At 60.9% G+C, this 26,767-nt stretch carries 25 protein-coding genes; 14 read left to right on the top strand and 11 right to left on the bottom strand.

Annotation, left to right across the window (positions count from 1 at the left end):
* Positions 1-30: 30 nt before the first annotated feature.
* Positions 31-1,053 (bottom strand): AraC family transcriptional regulator, encoded by a 1,023-nt coding sequence (locus CXQ82_RS13735; protein ID WP_101269804.1) that lies wholly within the window; start codon positions 1,051-1,053, stop codon positions 31-33.
* Between the two features lie 167 nt (positions 1,054-1,220).
* On the opposite strand from CXQ82_RS13735, the gene efeU reads away from it, so the two are divergent.
* From efeU to efeO (CXQ82_RS13715), 4 genes are read left to right on the top strand one after another with little or no spacing between them, the layout of a single operon-like run.
* Positions 1,221-2,066, top strand: coding sequence for an iron uptake transporter permease EfeU (gene efeU / locus CXQ82_RS13730; protein ID WP_101269802.1), 846 nt, complete (start codon positions 1,221-1,223; stop codon positions 2,064-2,066).
* A gap of 10 nt (positions 2,067-2,076) precedes the next feature.
* Positions 2,077-3,279 (top strand): iron uptake system protein EfeO, encoded by a 1,203-nt coding sequence (gene efeO, locus CXQ82_RS13725; RefSeq protein ID WP_101269799.1) that lies wholly within the window; start codon positions 2,077-2,079, stop codon positions 3,277-3,279.
* Between the two features lie 12 nt (positions 3,280-3,291).
* A complete protein-coding gene (efeB, locus tag CXQ82_RS13720; RefSeq protein WP_101269797.1) occupies positions 3,292-4,596 on the top strand; it encodes an iron uptake transporter deferrochelatase/peroxidase subunit in 1,305 nt (434 codons plus the stop codon).
* 27 nt (positions 4,597-4,623) lie between these two features.
* Entirely contained in the window at positions 4,624-5,442 is an 819-nt protein-coding gene (gene efeO / locus CXQ82_RS13715) for an iron uptake system protein EfeO (RefSeq protein ID WP_101269795.1), read from the top strand.
* A gap of 75 nt (positions 5,443-5,517) precedes the next feature.
* Here the strand turns inward: efeO (CXQ82_RS13715) and pssA are convergent, their stop codons facing one another.
* The gene (pssA, locus tag CXQ82_RS13710) at positions 5,518-6,861 is read right to left on the bottom strand and encodes a CDP-diacylglycerol--serine O-phosphatidyltransferase (protein ID WP_101269793.1); all 1,344 of its coding nucleotides are present in this window, start codon (positions 6,859-6,861) and stop codon (positions 5,518-5,520) included.
* 125 nt (positions 6,862-6,986) lie between these two features.
* Here pssA and CXQ82_RS13705 point away from each other — a divergent pair, with 125 nt between their 5' ends.
* Both CXQ82_RS13705 and CXQ82_RS13700 read left to right on the top strand, forming a co-directional pair.
* The gene (locus tag CXQ82_RS13705) at positions 6,987-7,550 is read left to right on the top strand and encodes a TetR/AcrR family transcriptional regulator (protein WP_101269791.1); all 564 of its coding nucleotides are present in this window, start codon (positions 6,987-6,989) and stop codon (positions 7,548-7,550) included.
* Between the two features lie 54 nt (positions 7,551-7,604).
* Positions 7,605-8,084 (top strand): nuclear transport factor 2 family protein, encoded by a 480-nt coding sequence (locus CXQ82_RS13700; RefSeq protein WP_101269789.1) that lies wholly within the window; start codon positions 7,605-7,607, stop codon positions 8,082-8,084.
* Between the two features lie 118 nt (positions 8,085-8,202).
* On the opposite strand, the gene CXQ82_RS13695 is transcribed toward CXQ82_RS13700, so the two are convergent.
* Both CXQ82_RS13695 and CXQ82_RS13690 read right to left on the bottom strand, forming a co-directional pair.
* On the bottom strand, positions 8,203-9,348 hold the full coding sequence (locus tag CXQ82_RS13695) for a PQQ-dependent sugar dehydrogenase (protein ID WP_101269787.1): 1,146 nt from the start codon (positions 9,346-9,348) through the stop codon (positions 8,203-8,205).
* 12 nt (positions 9,349-9,360) lie between these two features.
* A complete protein-coding gene (locus CXQ82_RS13690) occupies positions 9,361-9,675 on the bottom strand; it encodes a hypothetical protein (protein ID WP_101269785.1) in 315 nt (104 codons plus the stop codon).
* A gap of 183 nt (positions 9,676-9,858) precedes the next feature.
* On the opposite strand from CXQ82_RS13690, the gene CXQ82_RS13685 reads away from it, so the two are divergent.
* Both CXQ82_RS13685 and ligD read left to right on the top strand, forming a co-directional pair.
* On the top strand, positions 9,859-10,698 hold the full coding sequence (locus CXQ82_RS13685; protein ID WP_101269783.1) for a Ku protein: 840 nt from the start codon (positions 9,859-9,861) through the stop codon (positions 10,696-10,698).
* Between the two features lie 24 nt (positions 10,699-10,722).
* Positions 10,723-13,206: a DNA ligase D gene (ligD, locus tag CXQ82_RS13680; RefSeq protein WP_101269781.1), complete on the top strand. Its 2,484-nt coding sequence runs from the start codon at positions 10,723-10,725 to the stop codon at positions 13,204-13,206.
* Between the two features lie 17 nt (positions 13,207-13,223).
* On the opposite strand, the gene lpxO is transcribed toward ligD, so the two are convergent.
* Both lpxO and CXQ82_RS13670 read right to left on the bottom strand, forming a co-directional pair.
* Positions 13,224-14,123 carry a lipid A hydroxylase LpxO gene (gene lpxO / locus CXQ82_RS13675; protein WP_101269779.1) on the bottom strand — a complete coding sequence of 300 codons (900 nt, stop codon included), beginning with the start codon at positions 14,121-14,123 and terminating at the stop codon, positions 13,224-13,226.
* Positions 14,124-14,389: 266 nt separating this feature from the next.
* Positions 14,390-15,706: a Wzz/FepE/Etk N-terminal domain-containing protein gene (locus CXQ82_RS13670; protein WP_101269777.1), complete on the bottom strand. Its 1,317-nt coding sequence runs from the start codon at positions 15,704-15,706 to the stop codon at positions 14,390-14,392.
* Positions 15,707-16,104: 398 nt separating this feature from the next.
* Here CXQ82_RS13670 and CXQ82_RS13665 point away from each other — a divergent pair, with 398 nt between their 5' ends.
* Positions 16,105-16,491, top strand: coding sequence for a TIGR03067 domain-containing protein (locus CXQ82_RS13665; RefSeq protein WP_101269775.1), 387 nt, complete (start codon positions 16,105-16,107; stop codon positions 16,489-16,491).
* Positions 16,492-16,563: 72 nt separating this feature from the next.
* Here CXQ82_RS13665 and CXQ82_RS13660 read toward each other — a convergent pair whose 3' ends face one another.
* On the bottom strand, positions 16,564-17,406 hold the full coding sequence (locus tag CXQ82_RS13660) for a bifunctional 2-polyprenyl-6-hydroxyphenol methylase/3-demethylubiquinol 3-O-methyltransferase UbiG (RefSeq protein WP_101269774.1): 843 nt from the start codon (positions 17,404-17,406) through the stop codon (positions 16,564-16,566).
* Between the two features lie 154 nt (positions 17,407-17,560).
* On the opposite strand from CXQ82_RS13660, the gene CXQ82_RS13655 reads away from it, so the two are divergent.
* The 3 genes from CXQ82_RS13655 to CXQ82_RS13645 all read left to right on the top strand — a co-directional run bounded on the left by CXQ82_RS13655 (position 17,561) and on the right by CXQ82_RS13645 (position 22,222).
* Positions 17,561-18,799, top strand: a complete 1,239-nt coding sequence (locus tag CXQ82_RS13655; RefSeq protein ID WP_101273781.1) for an MFS transporter — start codon at positions 17,561-17,563, stop codon at positions 18,797-18,799.
* 142 nt (positions 18,800-18,941) lie between these two features.
* The gene (locus CXQ82_RS13650) at positions 18,942-20,528 is read left to right on the top strand and encodes an ABC-F family ATPase (RefSeq protein ID WP_101269772.1); all 1,587 of its coding nucleotides are present in this window, start codon (positions 18,942-18,944) and stop codon (positions 20,526-20,528) included.
* Between the two features lie 518 nt (positions 20,529-21,046).
* The gene (locus CXQ82_RS13645; RefSeq protein WP_101269770.1) at positions 21,047-22,222 is read left to right on the top strand and encodes an MFS transporter; all 1,176 of its coding nucleotides are present in this window, start codon (positions 21,047-21,049) and stop codon (positions 22,220-22,222) included.
* Here the strand turns inward: CXQ82_RS13645 and CXQ82_RS13640 are convergent.
* The gene (locus CXQ82_RS13640; protein ID WP_101269768.1) at positions 22,216-23,253 is read right to left on the bottom strand and encodes a dienelactone hydrolase; all 1,038 of its coding nucleotides are present in this window, start codon (positions 23,251-23,253) and stop codon (positions 22,216-22,218) included. The genes CXQ82_RS13645 and CXQ82_RS13640 overlap by 7 nt on opposite strands.
* Positions 23,254-23,482: 229 nt before the next feature.
* Positions 23,483-24,094, bottom strand: coding sequence for an FMN-dependent NADH-azoreductase (locus tag CXQ82_RS13635; RefSeq protein WP_101269766.1), 612 nt, complete (start codon positions 24,092-24,094; stop codon positions 23,483-23,485).
* Between the two features lie 112 nt (positions 24,095-24,206).
* On the opposite strand from CXQ82_RS13635, the gene CXQ82_RS13630 reads away from it, so the two are divergent.
* A complete protein-coding gene (locus CXQ82_RS13630; RefSeq protein ID WP_101269764.1) occupies positions 24,207-25,115 on the top strand; it encodes a LysR substrate-binding domain-containing protein in 909 nt (302 codons plus the stop codon).
* The gene (locus CXQ82_RS13625; protein WP_101269762.1) at positions 25,112-25,468 is read left to right on the top strand and encodes an MmcQ/YjbR family DNA-binding protein; all 357 of its coding nucleotides are present in this window, start codon (positions 25,112-25,114) and stop codon (positions 25,466-25,468) included. Before CXQ82_RS13630 ends, CXQ82_RS13625 begins: the two co-directional genes overlap by 4 nt.
* Here CXQ82_RS13625 and CXQ82_RS13620 read toward each other — a convergent pair.
* Together CXQ82_RS13620 and CXQ82_RS13615 are read right to left on the bottom strand one after the other, a co-directional pair.
* The gene (locus CXQ82_RS13620) at positions 25,457-25,840 is read right to left on the bottom strand and encodes a DUF1294 domain-containing protein (RefSeq protein ID WP_101269759.1); all 384 of its coding nucleotides are present in this window, start codon (positions 25,838-25,840) and stop codon (positions 25,457-25,459) included. The genes CXQ82_RS13625 and CXQ82_RS13620 overlap by 12 nt on opposite strands.
* Entirely contained in the window at positions 25,837-26,667 is an 831-nt protein-coding gene (locus CXQ82_RS13615) for an undecaprenyl-diphosphate phosphatase (RefSeq protein ID WP_101269757.1), read from the bottom strand. The genes CXQ82_RS13620 and CXQ82_RS13615 overlap by 4 nt, the downstream gene beginning before the upstream one ends.
* Between the last annotated feature and the right edge of the window lie 100 nt (positions 26,668-26,767).

Below are 26,767 nucleotides of genomic sequence, written 5' to 3'. Positions count from 1 at the left end.
AAAGGGCTACTCGGTAAACTCCAGCATCTGTCAGGAGTGGCTGTCGTCATTGAGAATCAGGCTGCGATAGTGCCCGGGATTCGACCCCGACCACTTGCGAAATGCCTTGTAGAACGAACTGGTGTCGGCAAATCCCAACCGCTCGGCAATCTCGGCAAAGCTGAGCTGCGGTTCGGCCAGCCAGACAATCGCCAACTCCTTGCGCACGCTGTCCTTGAGGCCCTGGTAGGTCTGGCCCTCCTCCGCCAGCCGGCGGCGCAGGGTGGACGCCGAAACACATAGGCTGGCCGCCAGGCCCTCGGTTTCCGGCCAGGTATCGGCAGGCAGCTGGCGCAGGTCGTGCTTGATGCGCATGGCCAGGCTGTCGGGGTCGCGGTATTTCACCAGGATATTGGCCGGCGCATGGGCAAGGAAACGCTTGAGTTCCTCCGGGCTGCGCTTGATCGGCAGGTCGAGGCAGTCGGCGGAAAAGATCATGCGGGTGCGTGGCCGATCAAACCGCAGGTTGTCGGAAAACATCACCTGGTAATCATCACAAAAGTCCGGCTGCGGGCAGCGCAGTTCAATGGCCAGGATCGGTATCCGCCGCCCCGCCAGCCAGCAGGCTACGCCGTGCACGATCATCCAGTAGGTGAAGTAGGTAAACGCGCGATTGGCTTCGGTCGCTGGCTCCAGCAACACGATTTCCGCCAGGCTTTGCTGGCGCACCAATTGCGCGGGCATGCGCTCGAGCATCAGCGAGAGGAACCCAAGGCCGGTTTCCAGCCCGTCAGCCAGGCTCGGTTGCGCCAGCGCCGCACGGCACAAAAATGCCAGGCTGCCGGATTTGAGCTTGCGCGGGTCCATGCCAAAGAACTCGTCGTCCGTGCGCCTGGCCAGCAGGCGCCACAGGCGTGCGTAGGCCGTGGCCGAAACCCGTGCGGCGGGCTCGGCCAGCAACGCCGGGTCGATGCCGACTTTATTCAGCACCTCGGTGCTCGCCGCTCCGGGCGCGCAGCTCTGCAACAGGGCTTCGCGCACGAGATGGATGGAAATGGTGTCTTTTTCCGACATGGGCAGTGGGGCAATCCGGTACGCACAAGATGGCGTGCATCATAAGGGCGGATGCCCTTCGCGACCACCGTTCAGCCCATGTTCAGGAAAGGTCAAGATTGCCTGTTTAGTAATGAGTATCATTATGTTACAACTTAGCCTCCTATCTAGTTATGCTGTGGTGGCGAATGCTCGTTCCTTTTCTAATCATGCTGCGCGAAGGCATTGAAGCCGCACTGATCGTCGGCATTATCGCCAGCTACCTGCAACAGACCGGCCGCGGCCAATGGATGCCGGCCGTGTGGATCGGGGTATTCCTCGCCGCCGCGCTGGCGCTGCTGGTGGGTGGCGGCCTGGAATTGGTCAGCGCCGAATTCCCACAAAAACAGCAGGAATTGTTCGAAGGCATTGTCGGCCTGGTGGCCGTGGGCATCCTCAGCTCCATGGTGTTCTGGATGCGCAAGGTGGCCCGTTCCATCAAGCATGCGCTGCATGAATCCCTCGACCACGCCTTGGCCGGTTCCAAGCACCAGGTCACAGCCTTGATCCTGATGGTGTTTTTCGCCGTGGCCCGCGAAGGCCTGGAAACCGTGTTTTTCCTGCTGGCAGTATTCCAACAGAGTGAAGGCCCCGGCGCGCCCATTGGTGCCCTGCTCGGCCTGATCCTGGCAATCATTGTCGGCTTCCTGATCTACAGCGGCAGCATGCGCCTGAACCTCGGTGCGTTCTTCCGCTGGACCGGCCTGTTCATCCTCGTCGTGGCCGCCGGCATCCTGGCCAACTCGGTGCAGGCGTTGCACGAAGCCGGCGTGTGGAACCACTTGCAAACCGTGCTGTTCGATTTCAGCGCCGTACTGCCGATGGACAGCCCGCTGGGTTCGGTACTCGCCGGCATGTTCGGCTACCAGGAAGCGCCGACCATCAGCACCCTCGGCGCCTACCTGATCTACCTGGTGGTGGCCCTGGGGATGTTCTTTCTGCCTGCCGCCCCGCCAGCGCCCGTCGTAAAAACCTCTTCCGTTTCCAGCCAGTAAGGACCGTCTCTTGTCCAACCCAACCCCTCAACCGGCTTCGCCACCCCGCGCCCTGCGCTGGGCCGTGGCGGGCTCGGTGGTCGTGATGATCGCCGCCGGTGCGTTGTTCTACTATGCGTCGCAACTGGCGGCGAGCAAGCGCCAGACCAACCATAATGAAATCGCCGTGACCATCCATGGCCATGCCTGCGAACCCAATGAGCTGACCGTGCCGGCCGGGCGCGCGAGCTTTCGCATCATCAACCGCTCCGACCGGGCGGTGGAATGGGAAATTCTCGACGGTGTGCTGGTGATCGAAGAGCGCGAGAATATCGCCCCCGGCCTGAGCCAAGTGATCAACGCCAACCTGCTGCCCGGCGACTATGCGATCACCTGCGGCCTGCTGAGCAACCCGCGCGGCACCCTGCATGTGACGCCGACAGCCGAATCCGACGCCCAGGCCAAGGCCAAGCCATCGATGGTGGCGTTTATCGGGCCGTTGTCGGAGTTCCGCGTGTACTTGAGCGGCCAGGGCAGCGCCTTGGTCAAGGCCGTGACCGCCCTGCAGCAGGCCATCGACGCCGGTGACCTGGCCCAGGCCCAGGCGCTGTATGTGCCGGCCCGCGAGGCTTATCAGCGACTGGCACCTGCCGCCCAGCGCCTGGCCGAACTGGACAACGCGATCAACGCCCGCGCCGATTATTTTGAAAAGCGCGAACAGGACCCCGCCTTCAGCGGCTTCCATCGCCTCGAATACAGCCTGTTCCAGCAACGCAGCCTCGACGGCCTGGCGCCGATTGCGCAGCGCCTGCTGACCGACGTCACCACCCTCAAGCAGCAACTACTGGCCCAGTCGCTGCCACCGGAGCAGCTGGTGAGCATTGTGGTGCGCAACCTCAACAGCCTGGCGGATGTACGTGCCATCAGCGGTGAGGAAGAACGCTACAGCCACGTCGACCTGAATGGCTTCGCCGCCAACCTGGAAGCCGCCCACAAGGTGGTGGAGCTGATGCGCCCGCTGCTGAGCAAATCCGCCGCTGACCTGCTGCCGAAAATCGACAGTGCCCTCGCGGACTTCGATGCCGAGCTACACGGTTTCAAGGTCGACAAAGGCTACACCACGTATGACCGCGTTTCCGCCGATCAGCGTAAGCAGATCGCCGACAAGGCCAAGGCTCTGGCCGCTGTACTCGATGGAATCGACCCCGCCCTTGGCCTTTCCGGCCTGCAGTGAAGACGACCGCACATGAGTGATTCAGAACACCTTAACCTCCAGCGCCGCCGTGTCCTGCTAGGCATGGCGGCCACCGGCGCGGCCCTGGCCGGCAGCAGCCTGAGCTGCCCGGCCATGGCCGCCGCCGCTGAGCAAGTCACCACCGCGCCGCGCAGCGACAAGACCCAGGACCACCACGAGTTTTTCGGCACGCACCAGAGCGGCATCGTCACCCCACGCCCGGCCTGCGGCATGCTGGTGGCGTTCGACGTACTGGCCGCCGACCGTGAAGACCTGGAGCGCCTGTTCCGTACGTTGAACGAGCGCATCGCGTTCCTGATGACCGGCGGCACCGTGCCGCAAGTCGACCCGAAACTGCCTCCGACCGACTCCGGCATCCTTGGCCCGGTGGTCACGCCGGACAACCTGACCATCACCGTGTCCGTCGGCGAATCGCTGTTCGATGAACGCTTCGGCCTCGCCGCCGCCAAGCCCAAGCGCCTCAGCCGCATGGTCGGTTTCCCCAACGATGCGCTCGAACCGGCGCAGTGCCACGGCGACCTCAGCCTGCAATTCAGCTCCAACACCCCGGACACCAATATCCACGCCCTGCGCGACATCGTGAAGAACCTGCCCGACCTGCTGCTGGTGCGCTGGAAGCAGGAAGGCAGCGTGCCGCCCCAAGCCCCTGCCCGCCCTGGCGAGCCAGCGCAGAGCGCGCGTAATTTCCTTGGTTTCCGTGACGGTTCGGCCAACCCGAACTCCAACGACAACACCGCGATGAACCAGATTGTGTGGGTACAACCGGGCAGCGACGAACCCCAGTGGGCCGCCCATGGCAGCTACCAGGCGGTGCGGATCATCCGCAACTTCGTCGAGCGTTGGGACCGCACCCCGCTGCAAGAGCAAGAAAGCATCATCGGCCGCGTCAAGACCACGGGCGCGCCCATGGATGGCCAACAGGAAAGCCAGGTTCCCGACTACAGCAAGGACCCGGAAGGCAAGTTGACCAAGCTCGATGCCCACATCCGCCTGGCCAACCCGCGCACTGCGCAGACTCAGGCCAACCTGATTTTGCGCCGGCCATTCAACTACTCCAACGGCGTCAATAAAAACGGTCAGCTGGACATGGGGCTGTTGTTCATCTGTTACCAGGCTGACCTGGAGAAAGGTTTTATCAGCGTACAAACCCGGCTCAACGGCGAGCCCCTGGAGGAATACCTCAAGCCGGTCGGCGGCGGGTACTTCTTCACCTTGCCGGGGGTCACGGGGCCCAAGGATTTCATTGGGCGCACGCTGCTCGCTGCAACGCATGCTCAAACCACTGCCAACACCTAAAACAAACCCCAGAGCGGAAACCGTCCCATGAAGAAGTCGTCTATCGCGTTGTCGTTGTTAATGACCCTTTCGCCGCTGGCAGCGTTTGCCGCTACCGCGCCGCTGGACCTGGTAGGCCCGGTGTCGGACTACAAGATCTACGTCACCGAAGAAATTGGTGAGCTGGTCACCCAGACCCAAGCCTTCACCGACGCCATCAACAAAGGCGACCTGGCGACCGCCAAGAAACTCTACGCGCCGACCCGCGTGCACTATGAGTCCATCGAGCCGATCGCCGAGCTGTTCAGCGACCTCGACGCGTCCATCGACTCGCGTGTCGACGACCACGAAAAAGGCGTGACCGCCGAAGACTTCACCGGCTTCCACCGCATCGAGTACGCACTCTTCTCGCAGAACTCGACCAAAGGCCTGGAGGCGCTGACCGCCAAGCTCAACACCGACGTCAACGACCTCAAGACCCGCGTCGACGGCCTGACCTTCCCGCCGGAAAAAGTCGTTGGCGGTGCCGCAGCGCTGCTCGAAGAAGTCGCCGCCACCAAGATTTCCGGCGAAGAAGACCGCTACAGCCACACTGACCTATATGACTTCCAGGGCAACATCGACGGCGCGAAAAAAATCGTCGACCTGTTCCGAGGCCAGATCGAGAAGCAAGACAAGGCCTTCCTGGCCAAGGTCGACAAGAACTTCGCCAGCGTGGACAAGATCCTGGCCAAGTACAAGACCAAGGACGGCGGCTTCGAGACCTATGACAAGGTCAAGGAAAACGACCGTAAAGCCCTGGTGGGCCCGGTCAACACCCTGGCGGAAGACCTCTCGACCCTGCGTGGGAAATTGGGCTTGAATTAAGCCACACACACAAAAAGACCCAGCCCTGTTGAAGGGGCTGGGTCTTTTTTTGCCTGTAGGTTTTAGCGCGGCAGCCTACAAGATTCGGTACAAGAGCCGCTCGATCCGCACCCGGCTGACCCGCCGCAGGAACTTGCCCACCGCTTCCGGGTAGTCCAGCAGGGTTTGCAAATCCTGATAACGCTCGATACGCGTGGTGTGCTCGAAGATCTTCGCCAGCTCGGTGCGTCGTGGCGCCAGCCACTGGCCTTGCGGGTCATCGATCAGCAAGGCGTTTTCCAGGTCCAGGCGAAATGCCCTGGGGTTGAGATTGTTACCGGTGAGCAAGGTGTAGCGCTGGTCGACCCACATGCCCTTGAGGTGATAGGTGTTGTCGCCGTCGCGCCACAGGTGAAGGTTCAACTGGCCACTGTCGATCACTGGCTGGTGGCGCTTGGCGAAACGGCGCAGGCTGATTTCATACAGGTAAGGCAATGCCGAGATCACCTTGAACGGCTCGCTGGGCGGAATGTAGAAATCGTTGGCGGTCTTGTCGCCGACGATAATGTCCACCTTGACCCCACGCGCCAACGCCCGGTTGATTTCACGGGTCACCGGCAACGGCAGGTTGAAGTACGGCGTGCAGATGGTCAGTTGCTGTTGGGCGCTGGCAATCAACTCGAGGATCACCCGGTTCAGCGGGTTGTTCTTGCCCACGCCCAGCAACGGGCTGACGGACAGGTGGCCATTAGGCAATAGCCCGGTCGTGGTGTCGTAGGCCGCATGCTTGAGGCGGCTGCGCAGGTCACCGATGTCGTTGCGCAGGCTGCGGGTGGTCGGCGGGTTCGGCAGGTCAAGACGGTGCACCGCCTTGGAGGCGATCAGGCCATGTTCCACCAGATGCTGCATGGAGTCGGCCAGGGGTGTGCTGTGGATCAAGTGGTAACGGTCAAAGCGGTACTTGTCGAACTTGTGCAGGTACACGTTGTTCAAGCTGGCGCCGCTGTACAACACACTGTCGTCGATCACAAAACCCTTGAGGTGCAATACGCCGAACAGTTCGCGGGTTTGCACCGGCACACCATACACCGGCACTTCACTGCTGTGGCGCGCGGTCATCGCCTGGTACCAGGCGCTGTTGCCTGGTTGCTTGCCGGCACCGATCAGCCCGCGCTGGGCGCGCAACCAGTCGACCACCACCACGATGTCCAGCTCCGGCCGCGCAGCCTTGGCGGCGTGCAGGGCCTCGTAGATCTCCTGGCCCGCCTCGTCCTGCTGCAAGTACAGCGCCACGATGTAGATGCGCCGAGCGGCCTGCGGGATTTTTTCCAGCAGGCAGCGGCGATAGGCATCGGCGCTGGGCAGCACGTCAATGGCCTCGGGACTAAGGGGGAAACCACGCAGTTTGGGCAACAGGGAGCGTTTGAAGAACGACGGCATAAGGCTCGCAGTGGGTCGAATCCAAAGAGGCCCCGAGCTTACACCATGGGGGTGCTCAGGTCTCGCGGTCAGCGTGGAGAAAAATTTAATTGACCATGAAGAACGATCGTTCTACTGTCAGCGACATGGACAAAATAACCAGCAATGAAACCCGCGACATTATTCTCGACGTCACCGAAAAGCTGATCTATCGCCACGGCATCGCCGCCACCGGCATGGACTTTCTGGTGAAGACCGCCGGTGTCTCGCGCAAAAGTATCTACCGTTACTTCGCCAATAAAGATGAGTTGGTGATCGCCGCCCTGCAACGCCGCGACGAGCGCTGGATGCAGTGGCTACGCACGGAGGTGGAACGTAGCGAAGGCAGCGGCGAGCGCCTGCTGGCGTTGTTCCGCGCGCTCAAGGCGTGGTTCGGTTCGGCAGATTTTCGCGGCTGCGCCTTTATCAACACCAGCGGCGAAACCGGCGACCCACAAGACCCGGTGCGCCAGTTGGCCAAGGCGCATAAACAGAAACTGTTCGAGTACGCACTTGAACTGTGTAAAGCACATGGCACCCCCGAGCCCGAACGGCAGGCCGCGCAACTGCTGATCCTGATCGATGGCGCCATTACCGTTGCCCTGGTCATGGGTGATTCAACGGCGGCCGATAATGCGCAATGCATGGCGCGAACGTTATTGGGGCTGTGAACCCACAGACTGAGCAACTTTCGATAATCCCTTATTGTTTTCAGGAGCTGCCCCATGTCATCGACTGCAGAAACACGCCCTCCACTGCCGCCGTTCACCCGCGCGTCGGCCATCGAAAAAGTACGCCTGGCCGAAGACGGCTGGAACTCCCGAGACCCGCAGCGGGTGTCCCTCGCCTACACACTGGACACCCAGTGGCGTAACCGTGCCGAGTTCGCCCATAACCGCGAAGAAGCCAAGGGTTTTCTCACGCGTAAATGGGCCAAAGAGCTGGATTACCGGCTGATCAAGGAGTTGTGGGCGTTCACCGATAATCGTATCGCCGTGCGCTACGCGTATGAATGGCACGACGATTCGGGTAACTGGTTCCGCTCGTATGGCAACGAGAATTGGGAGTTTGACGAGAATGGTCTGATGGCCAATCGGTTTGCCTGCATCAATGACCTGCCGATCAAAGAGAACGAGCGCAAGTTTCACTGGCCGCTGGGGCGGCGCCCGGATGATCATCCGGGGCTGTCCGACCTGGGTCTTTAAGACCCTGTGGGAGGGGGTTTGCTGCCGATAGCGGTGGTTCAGCTGTTGATGGGCTGGCTGATACACCGCTATCGGGGGCAAGCCCCCTCCCACATTGGATTGTCGCCTTGGCTTAGTCCTAGTTCAGGCCGACGCGATACAACGCGCCATTATCTTCATCGGTCAACACGTACAGGTAGCCATCCGGCCCCTGCCGCACATCGCGAATGCGCGCCTTCAAGCCTTCCAGCAAGCGCTCTTCATGAATCACCTTGTCACCATCGAACTGCAGGCGGATCAACTCCTGGCTGGCCAGTGCACCAATGAATACGTTGTGCTGCCAGGGCTTGAAGCGATCCGCATCGTAGAACGCCATACCGCTGATAGCCGGTGATTTTTCCCACACATGGTGCGGCGGTACGGTGCCTTCCGCCGTCTTGCCCTTGGCTTCGGGAATTGGCGTCAGCGAATAGTTGATGCCGTGGGTCGCCAGCGGCCAACCGTAGTTCTTGCCGCGCTCGATGATATTGATTTCATCGCCGCCACGCGGGCCGTGCTCGTTTTCCCAGATCGTGCCGCTCCACGGGTTCAGCGCCAGCCCTTGGGGATTGCGCTGGCCGTAGGACCAGATTTCAGGGCGCACGCCAGGCTGGCCGACAAAGGGGTTGTCATCGGGTACACGGCCATCCGGGTAGATCCGCACGACTTTGCCTTGCAGCTTGTCCAGGTCCTGGGCGGTCGGGCGATCGTTGTTTTCCCCAAGGCTCACGAACAGGTAGCCATCACGGTCAAAGGCCAGGCGCGAGCCGAAGTGGTTGCCGGTGGAGAGCTTCGGCTCCTGGCGCAGGATCACCTTGAAATCGCTCAAGCCGCTCAGGTCGGCCGCCAGGCGTCCACGCCCCACTGCGGTCCCGGCTTTGCCATCCTTGCCGCCGCCTTCGGCGTAGGTCAGGTAAACCATGCGGTCCTGTTTGAAGTCTGGCGACAGCACCACATCGAGCAGGCCACCCTGCCCCTTGGCCCATACCTCAGGCACGCCGGTCAACGGCGCAGACAGCTTGCCGTCCTTGCTGACAACGCGCAGGTGACCAGGCCGCTCAGTCACCAGGAAACCTTGCTGGTCCGGCAGGAAGGCCACGGCCCACGGGTGGTCCAGGCCTTTGGCGATGGGCGTGACGGTAATGCTGCCTTGTTCGCTGGGAAACTGTTGGGCATCAGCGGCGTGAACAGCGGCCAGGGGCAGGGTTGCGCAAAGCGCTGCGAGTAGGGTTTTACGTATCAACATAGGGCGAAGTCCTTACCGGCGATTGCCGTTGGCATCATAGGTGGGGGCTTTGGTTTCGGTGGCCGGGCGGCTCGGCGCGGCATTGCGCTGGGGATAGCGATTGCCGATGCCACCGTTTTCCAAGGTGGGTGTGCGTGGGGTCGGCGCGGTCTGGATACCGCGCGTCGTCGGCACATTGGGCTGGGTGCCCTGCATGCTGTTGGGGTTGGCCCGGTGGATCGGGCTGTTATTGGAATCGCTGTTGCCGGGCAGGCTTTGTGCCTGGGCAATTGGAATAAGTGCCAGGCCCATCACCAGCACGGCGAGGTGACGTACACAACGGTTCATGACAAAGCCTCTCTGGGGCAGGAGTACCAGCTTTCGATAACACGCTACGCCTTGGGTTCGGGTTTCGACACTAAATACTTTCTCATTTGGTGTAACACGATCTGTCCGCATGTCTGGCTGGGGAAACTTTTCGTACGACCCTCAAGTCACCAGAACACAGTCCCACCTAAAGGAATCGTACGTATGCCACGGGCAATCTGGAAAGGCGCCATCAGTTTCGGCTTGGTTCATATCCCGGTGTCGCTGGTCTCGGCCACGGCCTCCCAGGGCGTGGATTTCGACTGGCTGGACAAGCGCAGCATGGACCCGGTGGGCTACAAGCGCATCAACAAGGCCACCGGTAAGGAAGTCACCAAGGAAAATATCGTCAAGGGCGTGGCCTTTGAAAAGGGCCGCTATGTGCTGCTCAGCGAAGACGAGATCCGCTCGGCCCATCCCAAGTCGACCCAGACCATCGAGATCATCGCCTTTGTCGACAGCGACCAGATCCCGCTCCAGAACATCGACACGCCTTACTTCCTGGCACCGGACAAACGTGGCGGCAAGGTCTACGCACTGTTGCGCGAAACCCTGAAAAAAACCCGCAAGGTCGCCCTGGCCAATGTGGTGCTGCACACCAAGCAACACCTGGCGGCATTGATGCCACTGGAGTCGGCGCTGGTGCTGGTGATGCTGCGCTGGCCCGCCGAGGTACGCAGCCTGGATGAACTGGAGCTGGGCAGCGACGTGACCAAACCGACCCTGGCCAAGGGCGAGCTGGACATGGCCAAGCGCCTGGTGGAAGACATGAGCGCAGACTGGCAGCCGGACGAATATCGCGACAGCTTCCAGGAAAAAATCATGGCGCTGGTGGCGAAGAAGGCCAAGGCCGGCAAGATCGAGGATGTCGAATCCCAGGACGGCGGAGAGGAACGCAAGTCGGCCGACGTCATTGACCTGACGGAACTGCTCAAGCGCAGCCTGGCCGGCAAACCGGCGACGAAAAAACCGGCCGCGAAAAAAGCCAGCAAAAAAGCCTCCTGAGCCTGTTACCCGCGGGAGAACCCTATGGCCAAGCCCCTGAGCGAATACAACCGTAAACGCGATTTCGACATCACCGCCGAGCCGGCAGGCAGCGCCCCCGGTGGTAAACGCAAGGCGTCGGCGCTGAGCTTTGTGATCCAGAAACACGCCGCCCGCAACCTGCACTATGACTTTCGCCTGGAGCTCGACGGTGTGTTGCTCAGCTGGGCGGTGCCAAAAGGCCCGAGCCTGGACCCCAGCCAGAAACGCCTGGCCGTTCACGTCGAGGACCACCCGCTCAGCTATGGCAGTTTCGAGGGCAATATCCCGGCCGGCCAATACGGTGCCGGGGATGTGATCGTGTGGGACCGTGGCGTCTGGCAACCTCACGATGATCCGCGCAAGGCCTACGCTGCCGGCAAACTCAAGTTCAGCCTGGTCGGCGAAAAACTGTCCGGCGACTGGGCACTGGTGCGCACGCGTCTCAAAGGCAGTGGCGACAAGGAGCAGTGGCTGCTGATCAAGGAGAAAGACCCGCAGGCACGCCCCGCCGCCGACTACGACATCGTTGTCGCCCAGCCGGACAGCGTGCTCAGTGAGCCCTCGCTCAGCGGCACCGAAGCTAAAGCCAAAACCAAAACCAAGCCGAACAAGAAGTCCAAAACCAACCTTCCCGAGCAATTCACCCCGCAACTGGCAACCCTGGTGGACCGGGCCCCCGAGGGCGACTGGCAATACGAAATCAAGTTCGACGGTTACCGCATGCTCGCCCGCATCCGCGATGGCGAAGTACGCCTGTTCACCCGCAACGGTCACGACTGGACCGAACGCCTGCCACGTCAGGCCAAGGCGCTACACGCCCTGAAACTCAAGGACAGCTGGCTCGACGGCGAAATGGTCAGCCTCAATGGCGATGGCCTGCCGGATTTTCAGGCGCTACAAAATGCCTTTGATATCGGCCGCAGCCTGGACATTGTCTACTACCTGTTCGACGCGCCCTTCCTCGACGGCATTGACCAGCGTCAGGCGCCGGTGGAACAACGCCGCGCCGCACTCAAGTCCGCCCTGTCCGGCAGCCGCAGCAAGCTGCTGCGTTTCTCCGAGGCCTTTACCGCCAACCACCGCGATATTTTCGAAAGCGCTTGCGACCTGGCCTTGGAAGGCGTGATTGGCAAGCGGCTCGGCAGCCCCTATGTGTCCAGCCGCAACACCGATTGGGTCAAGCTCAAATGCCGCTTGCGCCAGGAGTTCGTGATCGTCGGCTACACCCGGCCCAAGGGCTCGCGCAGCGGTTTTGGCGCCCTGCTGCTGGCGGTCAACGACGACACCGGGCTGGTCTATGCCGGTCGCGTGGGCACCGGGTTTGACCAGGCCGCGCTGAAAAACATCTATGCGCAGCTCACGCCCTTGGAACGAAAGGCATCACCCCTGGTAAAACCGCTCACCAGTGCCCAGGCGCGGGGGGTGCATTGGGTGGAACCGCAGTTGGTCGGCGAAGTGCAGTTTGCCGAGTGGACCCGCGAGGGCGTGGTACGTCAGGCGGCTTTTGTGGGGTTGCGTAGCGACAAACCCGCCGCGCAGATCATCCATGAGCAGCCACGTGCGGCCAAATCGTTGAAGGCAGCAAAAGCCCCGAAAACCAGCGGCGTGAACATCACCCACCCCGAACGAATCATCGACCCACAAAGCGGTACGCAAAAACAGCAACTGGCACAATTTTATCAGCGCATCAGCGAGTGGCTGCTGCCCTTCCTGCGCCATCGTCCCGTATCGTTACTGAGAGCGCCGGAGGGCATCGAGGGCGAACAGTTCTTCCAGAAACACTCAGAGCGCCTGGCGATTCCCAACATCAAGCAACTGGACCAAGCGCTGGACCCGGGCCATGCGCGCCTGATGGAAATCGACACTGCCCGCGCGCTGCTCGGCGCGGTGCAGATGGGCACTATCGAATTGCATACCTGGGGTGCGACCTCCGACAAGATCGAAACGCCGGACCAGTTTGTACTTGACCTCGACCCGGACCCCGCGCTGCCGTGGAAAACCATGCTGGAGGCCGCGCAGTTGACCCTCTCGGTGCTGGACGAGCTGGGCCTCGAGGCGTTCATCAAGACCAGTGGCGGCAAAGGCCTGCACCTGGTCATACCGCTGGCGCGACGCGACGGCTGGGATACGGTGAAGGCCTTTGCCAAAGCCATCGCCCAGTTCATGACCGCGCAACTGCCCGAGCGCTTTACTGCCACCTCTGGGCCGAAAAACCGCGTGGGCAAGATCTTTATCGACTACCTGCGCAATGCCCGTGGGGCCAGCACGGTAGCCGCCTATTCCGTGCGCGCAAGGCCCGGCCTGCCGGTGTCGGTACCGATCAGTCGCGAGGAGTTGCAAGGGTTGCGTAGCGCCCAACAATGGAGCGTGGCCAACCTGCAACAGCGCCTGGACGGTTTGCAAGCGGACCCATGGGCGGGCTATGCCAATCGGCAGAAAATCACCCGCAAGATGTGGGACAAACTGGGCGCCACGCCTCCGGCGTGAGCCGCGCCCAGCAGGCTTCAGATAAGGATGAAAATGGCCGCCAATGCCGCAAAGATCGCCCACTTTTCCAAGTAGTAACGTGTGCGATTGCGTTTTTTCAGCTCTTTGCCACGCAGGCGAATCTTGTACAGGCGAGTAAAGGCACGGTTCAAGCCACCGGTCTTGTCCCCCGCATCGTTGGGCGAACCAGCGGCCGCCATCACGTTGCGGCTGAACCAACGGTTGAACGCCGCCGCCCAGCGGTATTTCATCGGCCGTTCGATATCGCAGAACAGGATGATGCGATTCTGTTGCGTGGTGTTCTCGGCGTAGTGGATAAAGGTTTCATCAAACATCACCGCCTCGCCGTCACGCCAGTAGTAATTTTCGCCGTCCACATTGATGTAGCAGCCCGGATCATTCGGGGTATCCAGGCCCAAGTGATAGCGATAGGAGCCGGCATACGGGTCACGGTGGCGTACCAGCTTGGAGCCGGGTGGCAACTCGGCGAACATCGCCGCCTTGATCGAGCCGATGCTCTGCACCAGCTCGGTGGTCCGCGGGCACAGCTTCATCGCCGAGGGGTGACTGTCGCCGTACCACTTCAAATAAAAGCGCTTCCAGCCCGACTTGAAGAACGAGTTGAAACCGACGTCGTTGTATTCATCGGAGCGCTTGATTTCGCCGGCGCGCAGCAGGTTCTGGCCTTCCTCGCGGATTTCCTGCCAATGCGCCTGCAGCGGGCTCAGGTCAGGGAAATCGCTGGGTGACAGGTAGGGTCGGCTGGGCAGCTTGGAGAACAGATAGAGGAAACAGTTGATCGGTGCCAGGAAGGTCGAATGATCACTGAGTTGGCGGCCCAGCTTGTGCCGCACTCGACCGCGCAGATGTACATACGCGATGGATGCAACGTAGAGAACAACGATGATGAGTTTCAAGGGATTTCGTCACACGTCAGAAGAGAACAGGCTGCTCATGCGTGCCCACAACGGCCGAGGATCGATAGCAGCACCTGAAATCACAATTCACACAATCGGCACGCAGGGTTGCTGGACAACCCGGCTCATGGCCATTGGCAGTTATTTAGCCACAGGTTGTAACCAAAAGTTAACTAAGAATTGTGAAAAGCTGTCTTCTGAATGTGCTGGGTAAAGACCTCGGCCGGCTCGCCAGGTGGCAGACCCGCGAGGTCTCTGCCACCTCCCTATCGGCGCGGAAAACGACGTTCGTCGAGCACTGAAAAAGGCCCGGTTTCACGTCGAACCTGAACGAAATGCCGGATCAGGGCGAACAACACCCCCAACATCAACCCTGCGGCCACACTCAATGCGATGATCATGGCGCCCCTGGGCTTGATCGGGCTCAACGGCTCCTGCGCCTGGCGGTCCACCGTCACCAGTTTCAGTGCGCTCATGTCGATGTTCAGGCCGCGCAGCCGCGCCTCTTCCGCCCACAGTGGCTCAACGTTCTGCAAGAACACATCTTCATTCTCGCGGCTGGCGAGCACCTCGACTTCGCGGTTGATATCGAGCATACGCAATTCCTTGCCAATCTCGGCCACCCGGGGGTTGGTGAAGTCATCGTTGGTACGCCGACGCAGCGCATTCCGCTCAGCCTCCAGCACCTCGCTCCCCATGAAATACAGCGGCAGCTTCTGGTTGGTCACCACAGTGCGCATCACCTGCGTTGAGCCGCGGTATGCATCGGCGCCCATGGCCGAGGGCGCAGTGGGGCTCTTGATGCCAACCGAACTGGCAATCGAGATTGCCTCTTCCAGCTCCGCAAGATGGTTAGCACGTTCCATCTTCATCTGCAGGCGCAAGGCGGTGAGTTCGTCCTGCAATTGAGCACGCTTGACCTTGTCGGCCTCCAGTAACCGGGCGATTTTCGAAGCCTTGCCTGTTTCGTAGTTGGTACGCGCCGCGTCGATCTTGCCATTAAGCTCATTGAGGCGGTTGTTGACGATCACCTTGAGGTCCGCCCCTACCTGCTGGCGCTCCATCGCAATGGCGTAGTCGACAAAGCCATTGAGAATCGCCACACCGTCAACGCCCTGGGGGTACTGCATTTCCAGGCGGATGTAACTGTTGAGTGCGTCGGCCTTGTTCGAGCCCGGCAGCATCAAGTTGATGGCGTTGCGGTTGAAAGCCTCAAAGCTCTGCTCCAGGCTTTGGCCTGGCTGCTGAAAGGCTTCGAACAGCGCGGGGTTGTCCCTGAAAAACCCGAGACGGGCCTCATAGGAATCCAGTCGGGTGCCGACCTTGGCGAGTGCATCGGCTGGCGGCAACTTGTAGACTTCGGAGCGGTTGAGCGCATCCAGCTCATTGATCGCCGCAGGCCGCAGCACGCTACTCACCTGGTAGACCCTGGGTGCCAGAAATGCGTAGCCTACTCCCAGAAGGCCCGCCAGAATCGTGCAACCGATAACCAGTCTTTTTTGTTTCCAGATCGCGTGGAACAGTTCAAACAGATCAATTTCGTCCGAAGGCAAATGTTGATGTAGCTGGGGAGTGTTGTTCAAAGTTCATACACCCTGATGAGTTGAAATCCAGCGCCCAAAAACACAGACCTGAATAACAACGGAATAAACAGGGGGCAACGTCCGGGTCCAAGGCAAAAGCGACCCTCTACCAGCAACAGGACCACCCAATGGCCTTAAACCTCACACCTGAACAGAGCAAGGTTTCGTTTGCATTACACGGGTGTCATGTCAGACAGACACTTCGAGCATAGACGGTCCATTACAAGACGTTACCCGTCGGGCAGGCAAAATAACCCTAATTACCTGTATTTAAAGAAGAAATATGATGAAAATTCAAATATAAGAATATTCCTACGCCTGATTGCAGAGTCGGTGAATAAAAAGCCCGCATTTCCTACAACCCTCGGTGATTCGCCCCTTATCAAAAAGGAATTTGTATGACGTCCCGTTCAAATCCGGACTTTCAGGCCCTGCAAGGTGCCTGGGAACAAACCTCACTCGAAGACAGTGGCGTACTCAACCCCGTCGATGCCCACAGCGCCCCAGGGGCAATCACAACCATTACCGAGGACCGCTTCGAAGTGAAGACGGTCAGTGGTGAGGTGTTGTTGGCCGGCCGGTTTTTCCTCGACAGCAGCACCGTTCCCAAGAGCATTACCTGGATAGACTCCATAGGCGAAGACGCAGGCAAGCTGTTACCCGCCAGTTATCGCCTCCAAGGGGATGAGTTTGTGTTCATTGCGGCAGATGAAAGTATGCCCAGGCCGACCGTGTTCAGTACTGGCCCAGGTCAAACTATGCGCACCTTCGTTCGCCGCGCTTAATCAGTGGGCCATTGAACCGGCGCACGCATTCTCACAAAGCACGCACTTGCGGGTCTATAGGGCGAAGCCTGCCTATTCCGGTGAATCCCTTAGCCCGCCGCTGCTCGCGGGGCGCTTGGTAGCCGTCAAGGTAAAGCACAGGGGGATCTGGGCCGGCAGGTGCTCGTACTTGTCATACAGCTCTTCACGGTTGGAGTGGGCGTACTCGTGCAAATGGCTGATCTGCAATTGCGCGTCAATCGCAGCGCTGACCACCTCCCCCAGCGTGTGCACATACCAATAGGAGGTTGGCCCGGCGACTTCGCCCTGGCCCTCATACACAATCGATTCCTGCAGCACGAACGGTTCACGCTGAAAGTACGAATTGGCCGGCAGCAACGGGTTTTGGGCCCGGGGATCAAACACCTCCAGAAACGGATGGGTCTCATACATCACCAGTGTGCCGCCGGGTTTCAGGGTGCTGGCGACATGGCGCATGAACAGCCCGACATCCGGCATCCAGCCCAGCACGCCGATGGTCAGCAGGGCGATATCAAAACGCCCATGCACCTGCTCTGGCAGATGGTGGATATCGCTTTCGATAAACTCAGGGTTATGCGGCGACGCACCTGCCAATTCTCTGGCCTGCTCCAGGAACGCCCGGGATTGGTCCACGCCCACCACCGAGCGCGCGCCCAGGCTGAACAACGACAGGGCTTCACGACCGTTGTTACAGCACAGTTGCACCACATCCTTGCCGGCGACGCCGACCTCTTGCAGCAAGCCTGTAATGGTGGGGTCCAGGCAGGAAAAATCAGCGGCGCCGACCTTGCTCGACAGCGCGGCCCAGGTGTCGGTGGTTTTGTGCAAGTCGGCGGATTGATCCCAGGCGTCCTTGTTGCAGGCAATCGCCTGTTGAGCTGAGGGCATGTCCATTGCGTCTCCAGATAATCGTTACAGCGGGGCTCAGAAAATAAGCCAAGTGCCCACGGATTAAAACCCCGAGAAGCACGCGAAACTTAACGCATAGCGCGCAGGTCATTACGCCATGGGTGTTCAGCCGTTGAGCGCCCTTGCCGAAGACCGCGCCATGGCCAAACACTCCGATCTGCGTAATACCCTGTCTCTGGACAGCTTGAATTTTTTCCTGGCGGATGTTCGCGACGGCCTCGGGCCCTATCTCGCCATTTACCTGCTGGCCGTGCACAAGTGGGACCCGGCCAGTATCGGCGTGGTCATGACGTTGGCGGGTATCACTGCGCTGATCACCCAAGGCCCGGCGGGCGCATTGATTGATCGCACCCACAGCAAGCGTGCGGTGATTGCCGTGGCGGCGATTCTGGTGACCGCAAGTTGCCTGCTGCTGCCGTTTGTCAGCTCGTTCAGCCTGGTTGCCCTGACCCAAGCGGCCAGCGCCATTGCGGCGTCTGTGTTCGCGCCGGCCATTTCTGCGATCTCCCTGGGCATCACCGGGCCACGCGCCTTTACCCGGCGCACCGGACGCAATGAAACCTTCAACCACGCCGGCAATGCCGTGGCCGCGCTGCTGGCCGGTGGCCTGGCGTACCTGTTTGGACCGGTGGTGGTGTTCTACCTGATGGCCTTTATGGCGGCGGCCAGTGTAATCGCGGTCAGTTGCGTGTCGGCCAGTGCCATCGACCATGACGTGGCCCGCGGCTTCGACCCTGCCCACGCCGGCGATCACGAGCAACCCTCAGGCCTGCGGGTGTTGCTGGCGAACCGCCCCTTGTTGCTGTTTGCCATCTGCTGCGCCCTGTTCCACCTGGCCAACGCCGCCATGCTGCCGCTGGTCAGCCAGAAGCTGGCGCAGATCAACCTGCAGATGGCCACGCCGCTGACCTCCGCGTGCATTGTCGCCGCGCAATTGGTGATGGTACCGACCGCCTGGCTGGTGGGCATCAAGGCCGACCTGTGGGGGCGCAAGCCGCTGCTGCTGGTCGGGTTCATGATCCTGCCGCTGCGCGGCGTGCTGTATACGCTGTCCAACGATCCCTATTGGCTGGTCGCCGTGCAGATGCTCGACGGCATCGGTGCGGGGATTTTTGGCGCGCTGTTCCCGGTGATCGTCAAGGACCTGACCCAAGGCACCGGCCGTTTCAACGTAAGCCTTGGCGCGCTGTCCACGGTATTCGGCCTGGGCGCGGCATTAAGCAGCAGCCTGGCCGGTTTCGTGGTGCAGCAGGCCGGCTACGACGCAGCGTTCCTGACCCTGGCGGGCGTAGCCGCGGTGGCGTTGGCGCTGTTATGGCTGGCCATGCCGGAGACCTTGGTGAAAGCATCTTTCGTGTGCCATACAACTGTCGCCTGACATATGCGACAATGCGCGCCAAATTCCAACACACATCCCCCATTTTTTGCTCAGCGACCGGGTTTCGCGCCTTGATGTCGCTGTTGATGCATGCCTGAAGGCTCCTGCCGCCACGCTCGCAACCCATTGATAGGTAAAGTAATTGATCTCCACAGCTAACATCACCATGCAGTTCGGCGCCAAGCCGCTCTTTGAGAACGTCTCGGTCAAGTTCGGCGCCGGCAACCGGTATGGTCTGATCGGTGCCAACGGTTGCGGCAAGTCGACCTTCATGAAAATCCTCGGTGGCGACCTCGATCCGTCCGGCGGCCAGGTCATGCTGGAGCCGAATGTGCGCCTGGGTAAACTGCGCCAGGACCAGTTCGCCTACGAAGAATTCACCGTGCTCGACACCGTGATCATGGGCCACGAGGAGCTGTGGAAGGTCAAGGCCGAGCGCGACCGTATCTACTCGCTGCCGGAAATGAGCGAAGACGACGGCATGGCCGTGGCTGAGCTGGAAACCGAATTCGCCGAAATGGACGGCTACACCGCCGAATCCCGTGCCGGTGAATTGCTGCTGGGCCTGGGCATCCCCCTGGAACAGCATTTCGGCCCGATGAGCGAAGTGTCGCCTGGCTGGAAACTGCGCGTATTGCTGGCCCAGGCGTTGTTCTCCGACCCAGAAGTGCTGCTGCTCGACGAACCGACCAACCACTTGGACATCAACACCATCCGCTGGCTGGAAAACATCCTGACCCAGCGTTCGAGCCTGATGATCATCATCTCTCACGACCGTCACTTCCTGAACAGCGTGTGCACCCACATGGCTGACCTGGACTACGGCGAGCTGCGCCTGTTCCCGGGCAACTACGACGAGTACATGACCGTGGCGACCCAGTCCCGCGAGCAATTGCTGTCGGACAACGCCAAGAAGAAAGCGCAGATCTCCGAGCTGCAATCCTTCGTCAGCCGCTTCTCGGCCAACGCCTCGAAAGCCAAGCAGGCGACTTCCCGGGCCAAGGCGATCGACAAGATCCAGCTGGCCGAGGTCAAGCCTTCGAGCCGCGTAAGCCCGTTCATCCGCTTCGAACAGACCAAAAAGCTGCACCGCCAGGCGGTCATGGTCGAGAAGATGGCCAAAGGTTTCGACGGCAAGCCGCTGTTCAAGGACTTCAGCTTCCAGGTTGAAGCCGGCGAGCGCGTGGCCATCATCGGCCCGAACGGTATCGGCAAGACCACCCTGCTGCGCACCCTGGTCAACGAGTTGACCCCGGACGCCGGCAGCATCAAGTGGACCGACGCCGCGGAACTGGGCTACTACGCCCAGGACCACGCCCACGACTTCGAAGACGACATGACCCTGTTCGACTGGATGGGCCAATGGACCCAAGGCGAGCAAGTGATCCGTGGCACCCTGGGACGCATGCTGTTCTCCAACGACGAGATCCTCAAGTCGGTCAAGGTGATCTCCGGTGGTGAACAGGGTCGCATGCTGTTCGGCAAGCTGATCCTGCAAAAGCCGAACGTGCTGATCATGGACGAACCGACCAACCACTTGGACATGGAATCCATCGAAGCGCTGAACCTGGCGCTGGAAAACTACCCGGGCACGCTGATCTTCGTCAGCCACGACCGTGAGTTCGTATCGTCCCTGGCCACCCGCATCATCGAGTTGAGCGCCAACGGCGTGATCGACTTCAGCGGCACCTATGACGACTACCTGCGCAGCCAAGGCGTAGTTTTCTAATACACGCCCTGCTGCACCGAAAAGCCCCGCCCACTGTGACGGGGCTTTTTTGCATCCGGCCGCCCCTGGCAACTGGGCTTATTGTGGCAAACCCGCTTGTTGTGGGCACCAGGCTTGTTGTGAGCAGCAGGCTTGTGTGGGCACCAGGCTTGTTGTGAGCAGCAGGCTTGTTGTGGGCACCAGGCTTGTGTGGGCACCAGGCTTGTTGTGGGCAGCAGGCTTGTGTGGCGAGCGGGCTTGCCCGCGTTGGGGCGCGAAGCGGCCCTAAACCCTGCCACCGCGTTTTTTATTGGTAGTACTCGGCGACTGAATTGGGGCCGCTTCGCAGCCCAACGCGGGCAAGCCCGCTCGCCACAGCAAGCCCGCTCGCTACAGCAAAAACTGTTTGCCACAACAAGCCCCCTCGCCACAATGAACACTCGCTATCAGGCTGGGGGCTGTAAAAGTAGTTAGCCTGCTTTCTTTTCCCCCACACCCTTGCCATGATGCCCTCACCGCCCGCCCGCGAACGAGTGCCCATGTCCAACGCCGCCCCCTCCTCCCTGTCGATCACCCTGCAGATCGTCTCCATCGTCTTCTACACCTTCATCGCGTTTATCTGCATCGGCCTGCCGATCGCGGTCATCCCTGGCTTTGTGCATGAACAGCTGGGTTTCAGCGCCGTGGTGGCCGGGGTGACCATCGGTTCGCAATACCTGGCCACCCTGCTCAGCCGCCCGATGGCCGGGCGCATGTCCGACAACGTGGGCACCAAGCGCGCGATCGTGCTGGGGCTTGCGGGCATTCTGGTGAGTGGCGTGCTGACGTTTTTCGCCACGCTGGTGGCCAGCATGCCAGGCCTGAGCCTGGGCATTCTGATCGTTGCACGGCTGCTGCTGGGCGTGGCCCAGGGCCTGATCGGCGTCGGTACCATCAGTTGGTGCATGGGCGCAGTGGGCGCCGAACACACGGCCCGTTCGATTTCGTGGAATGGCATTGCGTCCTACGGTGCCATCGCCATCGGTGCGCCGCTGGGCGTGGTGATGGTCGCGGAATATGGCTACAACACCCTTGGCATTGCCCTGACGGTGCTTGCGGCGCTGGGCCTGGTACTGATCCGCAACAAGCCCTCGGTGCCGGTGGTGCGCGGCGAGCGGCTGCCATTCTGGGCGGTGTTCGGGCGCATCGCGCCGTTTGGCGCCAGCCTGTGCCTGGCCTCCATCGGCTACGGCACGCTGACCACCTTTATCACCCTGTACTACCTCAATCGCGGCTGGGCCGGTGCGGCGTACTGCCTGACGGTGTTTGGCGTTTGTTTTATCCTGTCGCGGCTGGTGTTTATCTCCGCAATCAACCGCTTTGGTGGCTTCAGCGCAGCGATTGCGTGCATGGCTATCGAAACCCTGGGCCTGACGCTTTTGTGGCTGGCGCCGTCCACCGGCGTGGCGTTGATCGGTGCCGGGCTGACCGGCTTCGGCCTGTCACTGGTGTACCCGGCGCTGGGTGTAGAGGCGATCAAACAGGTGCCCAATAGCAGCCGGGGCGCCGGGCTGAGTGCGTATGCAGTGTTCTTTGATCTGGCCCTGGCAATCGCCGGCCCGCTGATGGGGTTTGTGGCGTTGAACCTGGGCTATGGCTGGATTTTCTTCTGCGCCGCGCTGCTCTCGGTCACGGCCCTGGGCGTGACGCTGCTGCTCAAGCGTCGCGCTTACTGATCAGCGGTCTGCAAACCGGCGCGGGAGGATTGCCCTAAGGTGTGGCTAAAGAAGCGCCCGGCCTCGGAGATCAGGTCGCGGTGAATGCCTTCGCGGTCAACGCCATCGGCATCCGTGCAGATCGCCGGCATCGCGGCCAATTGGTCACTGTCGCACGGAGCCATGAACACGAAGTGCCCGGCCCCGGCCAGCAGCTTGAAGTCCGGTGGCTCCGGCAGCTTGCGCGCCAGGGCAGCGGCGTTCTTGTCCACGGCCACCAGCTTGTCGCCATCGCCGCTGTAGAGCAGCACCGGCACATGTACGTCGGCCAGGGTGTGGCGGCCAAACATCAGGCTCAGCGGCGCCATCAGCATCAAGGCATGGATACGCGGGTCGGATTGTGGCTGCAGGTCGTCACGGTCCACCACCAGCTCGCCTTTGGTGGTGCAGGCGTCGCGGTCTTCCGGACGCTCCTGGCAATAGCGGCGCAGGCGGTCGAAATCCGGCTTGGCACCGGCCAGGATCAATGCGGTTTCACCGCCGGCCGAATAACCGATCACCCCCACCTGATCGATGTTGACGAACGGCGACAGCATCGGGTCGCCGAGCGTGGCGGTGATCGCTTCGGAAATCTGGATCGGCCGGCCATACAGGTTGCTCACTGTGCCCAGGCGGCTGTGGTCCTTGTAGTTGTCGCCAGGGTGCAACACCGCGACCACCACAAAGCCCTTGCGCGCCAGGGACGTGGCCAGGTCATGCAGGGCCAGCGGCGTGCCGGTGTTGCCGTGGGACAGCATCAGCATCGGGAAACGCCCGATGGCAATCTTGGAATCTTCGGTGGCGGCGACGTGGTAGGCGCCTAATTGGGTAGTGTGCTCGTCGCCGGTGGAAGGATAGAACGCAACCGCTTTAATCGGCTGCAGGTCCAGCGGGTCGAGAAACGTCATGCGATGAAAGCCCACACTCCAATGGGGGTGCGGCGCAGGCGCGGCGTGCACTGAAATCAGGCCACCGAGCAGGGAAAGAACCATAACAGCACAAAGACGCATCATGAGGATGTCCACCTTTGCTGCATTAAAACCGCCATGTCTGAATGAAAAGTCCATGATTCATGGTGCTCGCACCGGGTGATAAACCCATGTGTGCATATCCTGGGCCAAGGTAAAGACAGCGGGTAAACGAAAAAACTCCGTACTCCAGTCATTTTCAGGCGACCAGAATACAGAGTTTAGGCGCTCGGTTTCAGATTGAAACCGAGAGCAGACGAACTTTACACAAGCCTTACGCGGCGGCGAACAATTGTTCGTTGATCAATACGTTGGCGTCGTTCAGCGACTTGCTGCGCACTTCATCACCGTAAGCCAGGCCTTCGGCCCGCACGATTTCGATATCGGTGATGCCGAGGAAACCGAACAGCAGCTTCAAGTAGCCTTCATGGGCGGCGCCCGACGCTTGGCCGGCGTGCAAACCACCGGCGGTGGACACAATGATAACTTTCTTGTTGCCGCACAGCCCTTCTGGGCCGGCTTCGGTGTAGCGGAAGGTCTGGCCGGCGACGGCGATGCGGTCGATCCAGGCTTTCAGCTGGGTGGGAATGGTGAAGTTGTACATCGGTGCGCCCACCACAATGGCATCCGCAGCCAGGAATTCAGCCAGCGACGAAGCGCTCAACTCGGCTTCGTGCTTTTGCGCCGCGTCACGCAGTTCAGCAGCGGTGCCCAGTGCACCCAGGGTCGCGCCGGAGAAGTGGTTGATGCCTTCGCTGGCCAGGTCACGGTAGGTCACTTCCACACCCGGCTCAGCCGCTTGCCAGGCCTTCACTACACCAGCGCTGAGCTGACGGGACGCCGAGTTGTCGCCGAGGATGCTGGAATCGATATGCAACAGTTTCATGGTGGTTCTCCGGGTGTCGATAAGATGTTGGTAAGACTACGCATGAAACCAATAGCCGATAAGCACGCTGAAATGCGATAGTTCGTCCCATCAACAGGACAATAGGCTGATCATGCAAGACCTCAACGACCTCTACTATTTCGCCAAAGTCGTCGAAGCCGGTGGTTTCGCGGCGGCCGGCCGGCTGTTGGGCATCCCCAAGTCTCGGCTGTCGCGGCGCATTGCCGAGCTGGAGGAACGCCTGGGCGCACGCCTGCTGCAACGCACCACCCGGCAACTGACCCTCACGGCCGTGGGCGAGCGCTACCTGCGTCATTGCCAGGCGATGCTGCTCGAAGCCGAAATGGCCGACGAGGCGGTGGCGAGTATGTCCAGTGAACCCCGTGGGCGGTTGCGGGTGAGCTGTCCGATAGGCATGGCGCAGCACATCCTGCCGGAGCTGGTGGCGGGGTTCCTGGCGGCGCACCCACTGGTGCAGTTAGAGATGACCCTGGTCAACCGCCGTGTCGACCTGGTGGCCGAAGGTATCGACGTGGCCCTACGCGTCCGCGAGCTGGGCGATGAAGACCCGCTGCTGGTGACCAAACGCCTGCGCCAGGCCCAGGCTGTGCTGGTCGCCAGCCCGGCCCTGGTGCGCGATCTGCAGATCAAGACCCTCGACGACCTCAAGCAACTGCCGATTCTTGGCGCCCTGGAGGCCGATCGGCTGGTGCACCAGCGCATCCTCGACCCCCAGGGCAACCCCCACGACCTGGCGATGGAAGCCCGCCTGGGCATCGACGATTTCATCGTACGCCGGGCCAGCGCCGTGATGGGCCTGGGTTTTACTGTACTGCCGATGATGTATTGCGAAGAGGAACTGGCCAGCGGTCGCCTGGTGCAACTGCTGCCGGAATGGTCGTTGCCTGGCGGCTGGCTGCAGGCCGTGTACCCGCATCGGCGTGGCGTGCTGCCGGCCATTCGCGCCTGGATCGACTACCTGGAAGAGGGCTTCAAGGGCTGTGGAGACCGTTTGCTATGAAGATGAATGAAGAACAGGTTGCGCAATTCTGCCTGGGCCTGCCCGGCGCGCGGGAGGACTATAAATGGGGCGGCGTGCGCGTATTTTCGATTGCCGGCAACAAGATGTTCGCCCTGCAAAACCTGCGCGGTGACTCACTGGCGTTCAAGGTCAACAAGGAGCTGTTCCTCGGCCACGTCGATCGCCCAGGCATCCACCCGGCGCCTTACCTGGCGCGGGCGCAGTGGATCATCATGAACACGCCCTACCCGCTGGGCGCCGAGGAGCTGCGCGGCCTGTTGCAGCGCTCCCACCAACTGGTGGTGAGCAAGCTGCCCAAGCGTACGCAGATCGGCTTGTTGCTAGAGGACTGAGAGCAAGGTGCCGCCGAGGAACAGCTGATCCAGCCAGAACACCTGGTGCAGCAGCACAATCACCCAGAACAGCACCTGGTACGACACCTTACGCGTCTTGTGCCGGAACACCTGCTGGGCAATCAACGCCCCCGGCCAACCACCCGCCAGCTCCACGGCGTGCAGGATGTTTTCCGGGGTGCGCCAACTGTCGGTGCGGGCCTTGCGCTTGTCGCTCCAGTACAGGAAAAACGCGATCACGCTGACCACGCCATAGGCCACCAGCGGAATTACGGTTTCGCCGCGGTACCACACCAATACCGAGCCCAGCAGCGGTGCCGCGCACAGCAGCACGAAGATCAGCGCCTTGAGGCGCGGATGCTGAATGTTCATGGCTTGACGGCGGACCAGTCGATCCAACCGAACTGCCACGTGGCCAAAATCACCAGGCCGAAGGCGATCCGGTACCAGGCAAATGCCGCATAGCTGTGGCTCGCGATAAACTTGAGCAAGGCCTTCACCGCAATCATCGCGAAGATGAACGAGGTGACAAAACCAATCGCAAACACTGGCAGGTCATCCGGCTGGAACAGGTGACGGTATTTGTAGCCCGAATACACCGCGGCTCCGACCATAGTCGGCATCGCCAGGAAGAACGAGAACTCGGTAGCAGTCTTGCGGGACAGGCCAAACAGCAGGCCGCCGATGATGGTCGCGCCGGAACGCGACGTGCCCGGGATCATCGCCAGGCACTGGGCCAGGCCGACCTTGAGCGCGTCTTTCCAGGTGATGTCATCTACCGTTTCCGCGCGCACCGCATGCTGGCGTCGCTCCGCCCATAACATGATGATGCCGCCGATCACCAGCGCCGTGGCCACGGTGATCGGGTTGAACAGGTAGTGCTTGATCAGGTCGGCAAAAATCACCCCCAGCACCACCGCCGGCAACACCGCGATGATCAGGTTGACCGTGAAGCGCTGGGCGTTAGGCTGGGTTGGCAAGCCGATCACCACATCGAGGATCTTGCGGCGAAACTCCCACACCACCGCCAGGATCGCGCCGAGCTGGATGATGATGTTGAACGCTTCGAAACGCTCGCCGCCGAAGCCGATCAGATCAGCCACGATAATCTGGTGGCCGGTACTGGAGATCGGCAAGAACTCTGTCAGCCCCTCCACTACGCCAAGAATCAATGCCTGAATGGCGGTCCACAAATCCATACTTCCCCCAAAGGTCATGCTCGACGGCATGCCTTATTGATCTTTTTTAGTGGTTCACTGACGGCACGGCCGGGCGTTTATTTTCAACGCCGGCCTGCAA

Origin of the sequence: Pseudomonas sp. S09G 359, from assembly GCF_002843605.1 — a bacterium.
GTDB lineage: Bacteria > Pseudomonadota > Gammaproteobacteria > Pseudomonadales > Pseudomonadaceae > Aquipseudomonas.
This window is presented reverse-complemented; position numbering and strand designations above follow the sequence as displayed.

Excerpts from the sequence above, each read along its gene's own strand:
- CXQ82_RS13735 (WP_101269804.1), bottom strand. The coding sequence starts at position 1,053 with ATGTCGGAAAAAGACACCATTTCCATCCATCTCGTGCGCGAAGCCCTG.
- efeU (WP_101269802.1), top strand. The coding sequence starts at position 1,221 with ATGCTCGTTCCTTTTCTAATCATGCTGCGCGAAGGCATTGAAGCCGCA.
- efeB (WP_101269797.1), top strand. The coding sequence starts at position 3,292 with ATGAGTGATTCAGAACACCTTAACCTCCAGCGCCGCCGTGTCCTGCTA.
- efeO (WP_101269795.1), top strand. The coding sequence starts at position 4,624 with ATGAAGAAGTCGTCTATCGCGTTGTCGTTGTTAATGACCCTTTCGCCG.
- pssA (WP_101269793.1), bottom strand. The coding sequence starts at position 6,861 with ATGCCGTCGTTCTTCAAACGCTCCCTGTTGCCCAAACTGCGTGGTTTC.
- CXQ82_RS13705 (WP_101269791.1), top strand. The coding sequence starts at position 6,987 with ATGGACAAAATAACCAGCAATGAAACCCGCGACATTATTCTCGACGTC.
- CXQ82_RS13700 (WP_101269789.1), top strand. The coding sequence starts at position 7,605 with ATGTCATCGACTGCAGAAACACGCCCTCCACTGCCGCCGTTCACCCGC.
- CXQ82_RS13695 (WP_101269787.1), bottom strand. The coding sequence starts at position 9,348 with ATGTTGATACGTAAAACCCTACTCGCAGCGCTTTGCGCAACCCTGCCC.
- CXQ82_RS13690 (WP_101269785.1), bottom strand. The coding sequence starts at position 9,675 with ATGAACCGTTGTGTACGTCACCTCGCCGTGCTGGTGATGGGCCTGGCA.
- CXQ82_RS13685 (WP_101269783.1), top strand. The coding sequence starts at position 9,859 with ATGCCACGGGCAATCTGGAAAGGCGCCATCAGTTTCGGCTTGGTTCAT.
- ligD (WP_101269781.1), top strand. The coding sequence starts at position 10,723 with ATGGCCAAGCCCCTGAGCGAATACAACCGTAAACGCGATTTCGACATC.
- CXQ82_RS13665 (WP_101269775.1), top strand. The coding sequence starts at position 16,105 with ATGACGTCCCGTTCAAATCCGGACTTTCAGGCCCTGCAAGGTGCCTGG.
- CXQ82_RS13660 (WP_101269774.1), bottom strand. The coding sequence starts at position 17,406 with ATGGACATGCCCTCAGCTCAACAGGCGATTGCCTGCAACAAGGACGCC.
- CXQ82_RS13655 (WP_101273781.1), top strand. The coding sequence starts at position 17,561 with ATGGCCAAACACTCCGATCTGCGTAATACCCTGTCTCTGGACAGCTTG.
- CXQ82_RS13645 (WP_101269770.1), top strand. The coding sequence starts at position 21,047 with ATGTCCAACGCCGCCCCCTCCTCCCTGTCGATCACCCTGCAGATCGTC.
- CXQ82_RS13640 (WP_101269768.1), bottom strand. The coding sequence starts at position 23,253 with ATGATGCGTCTTTGTGCTGTTATGGTTCTTTCCCTGCTCGGTGGCCTG.
- CXQ82_RS13635 (WP_101269766.1), bottom strand. The coding sequence starts at position 24,094 with ATGAAACTGTTGCATATCGATTCCAGCATCCTCGGCGACAACTCGGCG.
- CXQ82_RS13630 (WP_101269764.1), top strand. The coding sequence starts at position 24,207 with ATGCAAGACCTCAACGACCTCTACTATTTCGCCAAAGTCGTCGAAGCC.
- CXQ82_RS13625 (WP_101269762.1), top strand. The coding sequence starts at position 25,112 with ATGAAGATGAATGAAGAACAGGTTGCGCAATTCTGCCTGGGCCTGCCC.
- CXQ82_RS13620 (WP_101269759.1), bottom strand. The coding sequence starts at position 25,840 with ATGAACATTCAGCATCCGCGCCTCAAGGCGCTGATCTTCGTGCTGCTG.
- CXQ82_RS13615 (WP_101269757.1), bottom strand. The coding sequence starts at position 26,667 with ATGGATTTGTGGACCGCCATTCAGGCATTGATTCTTGGCGTAGTGGAG.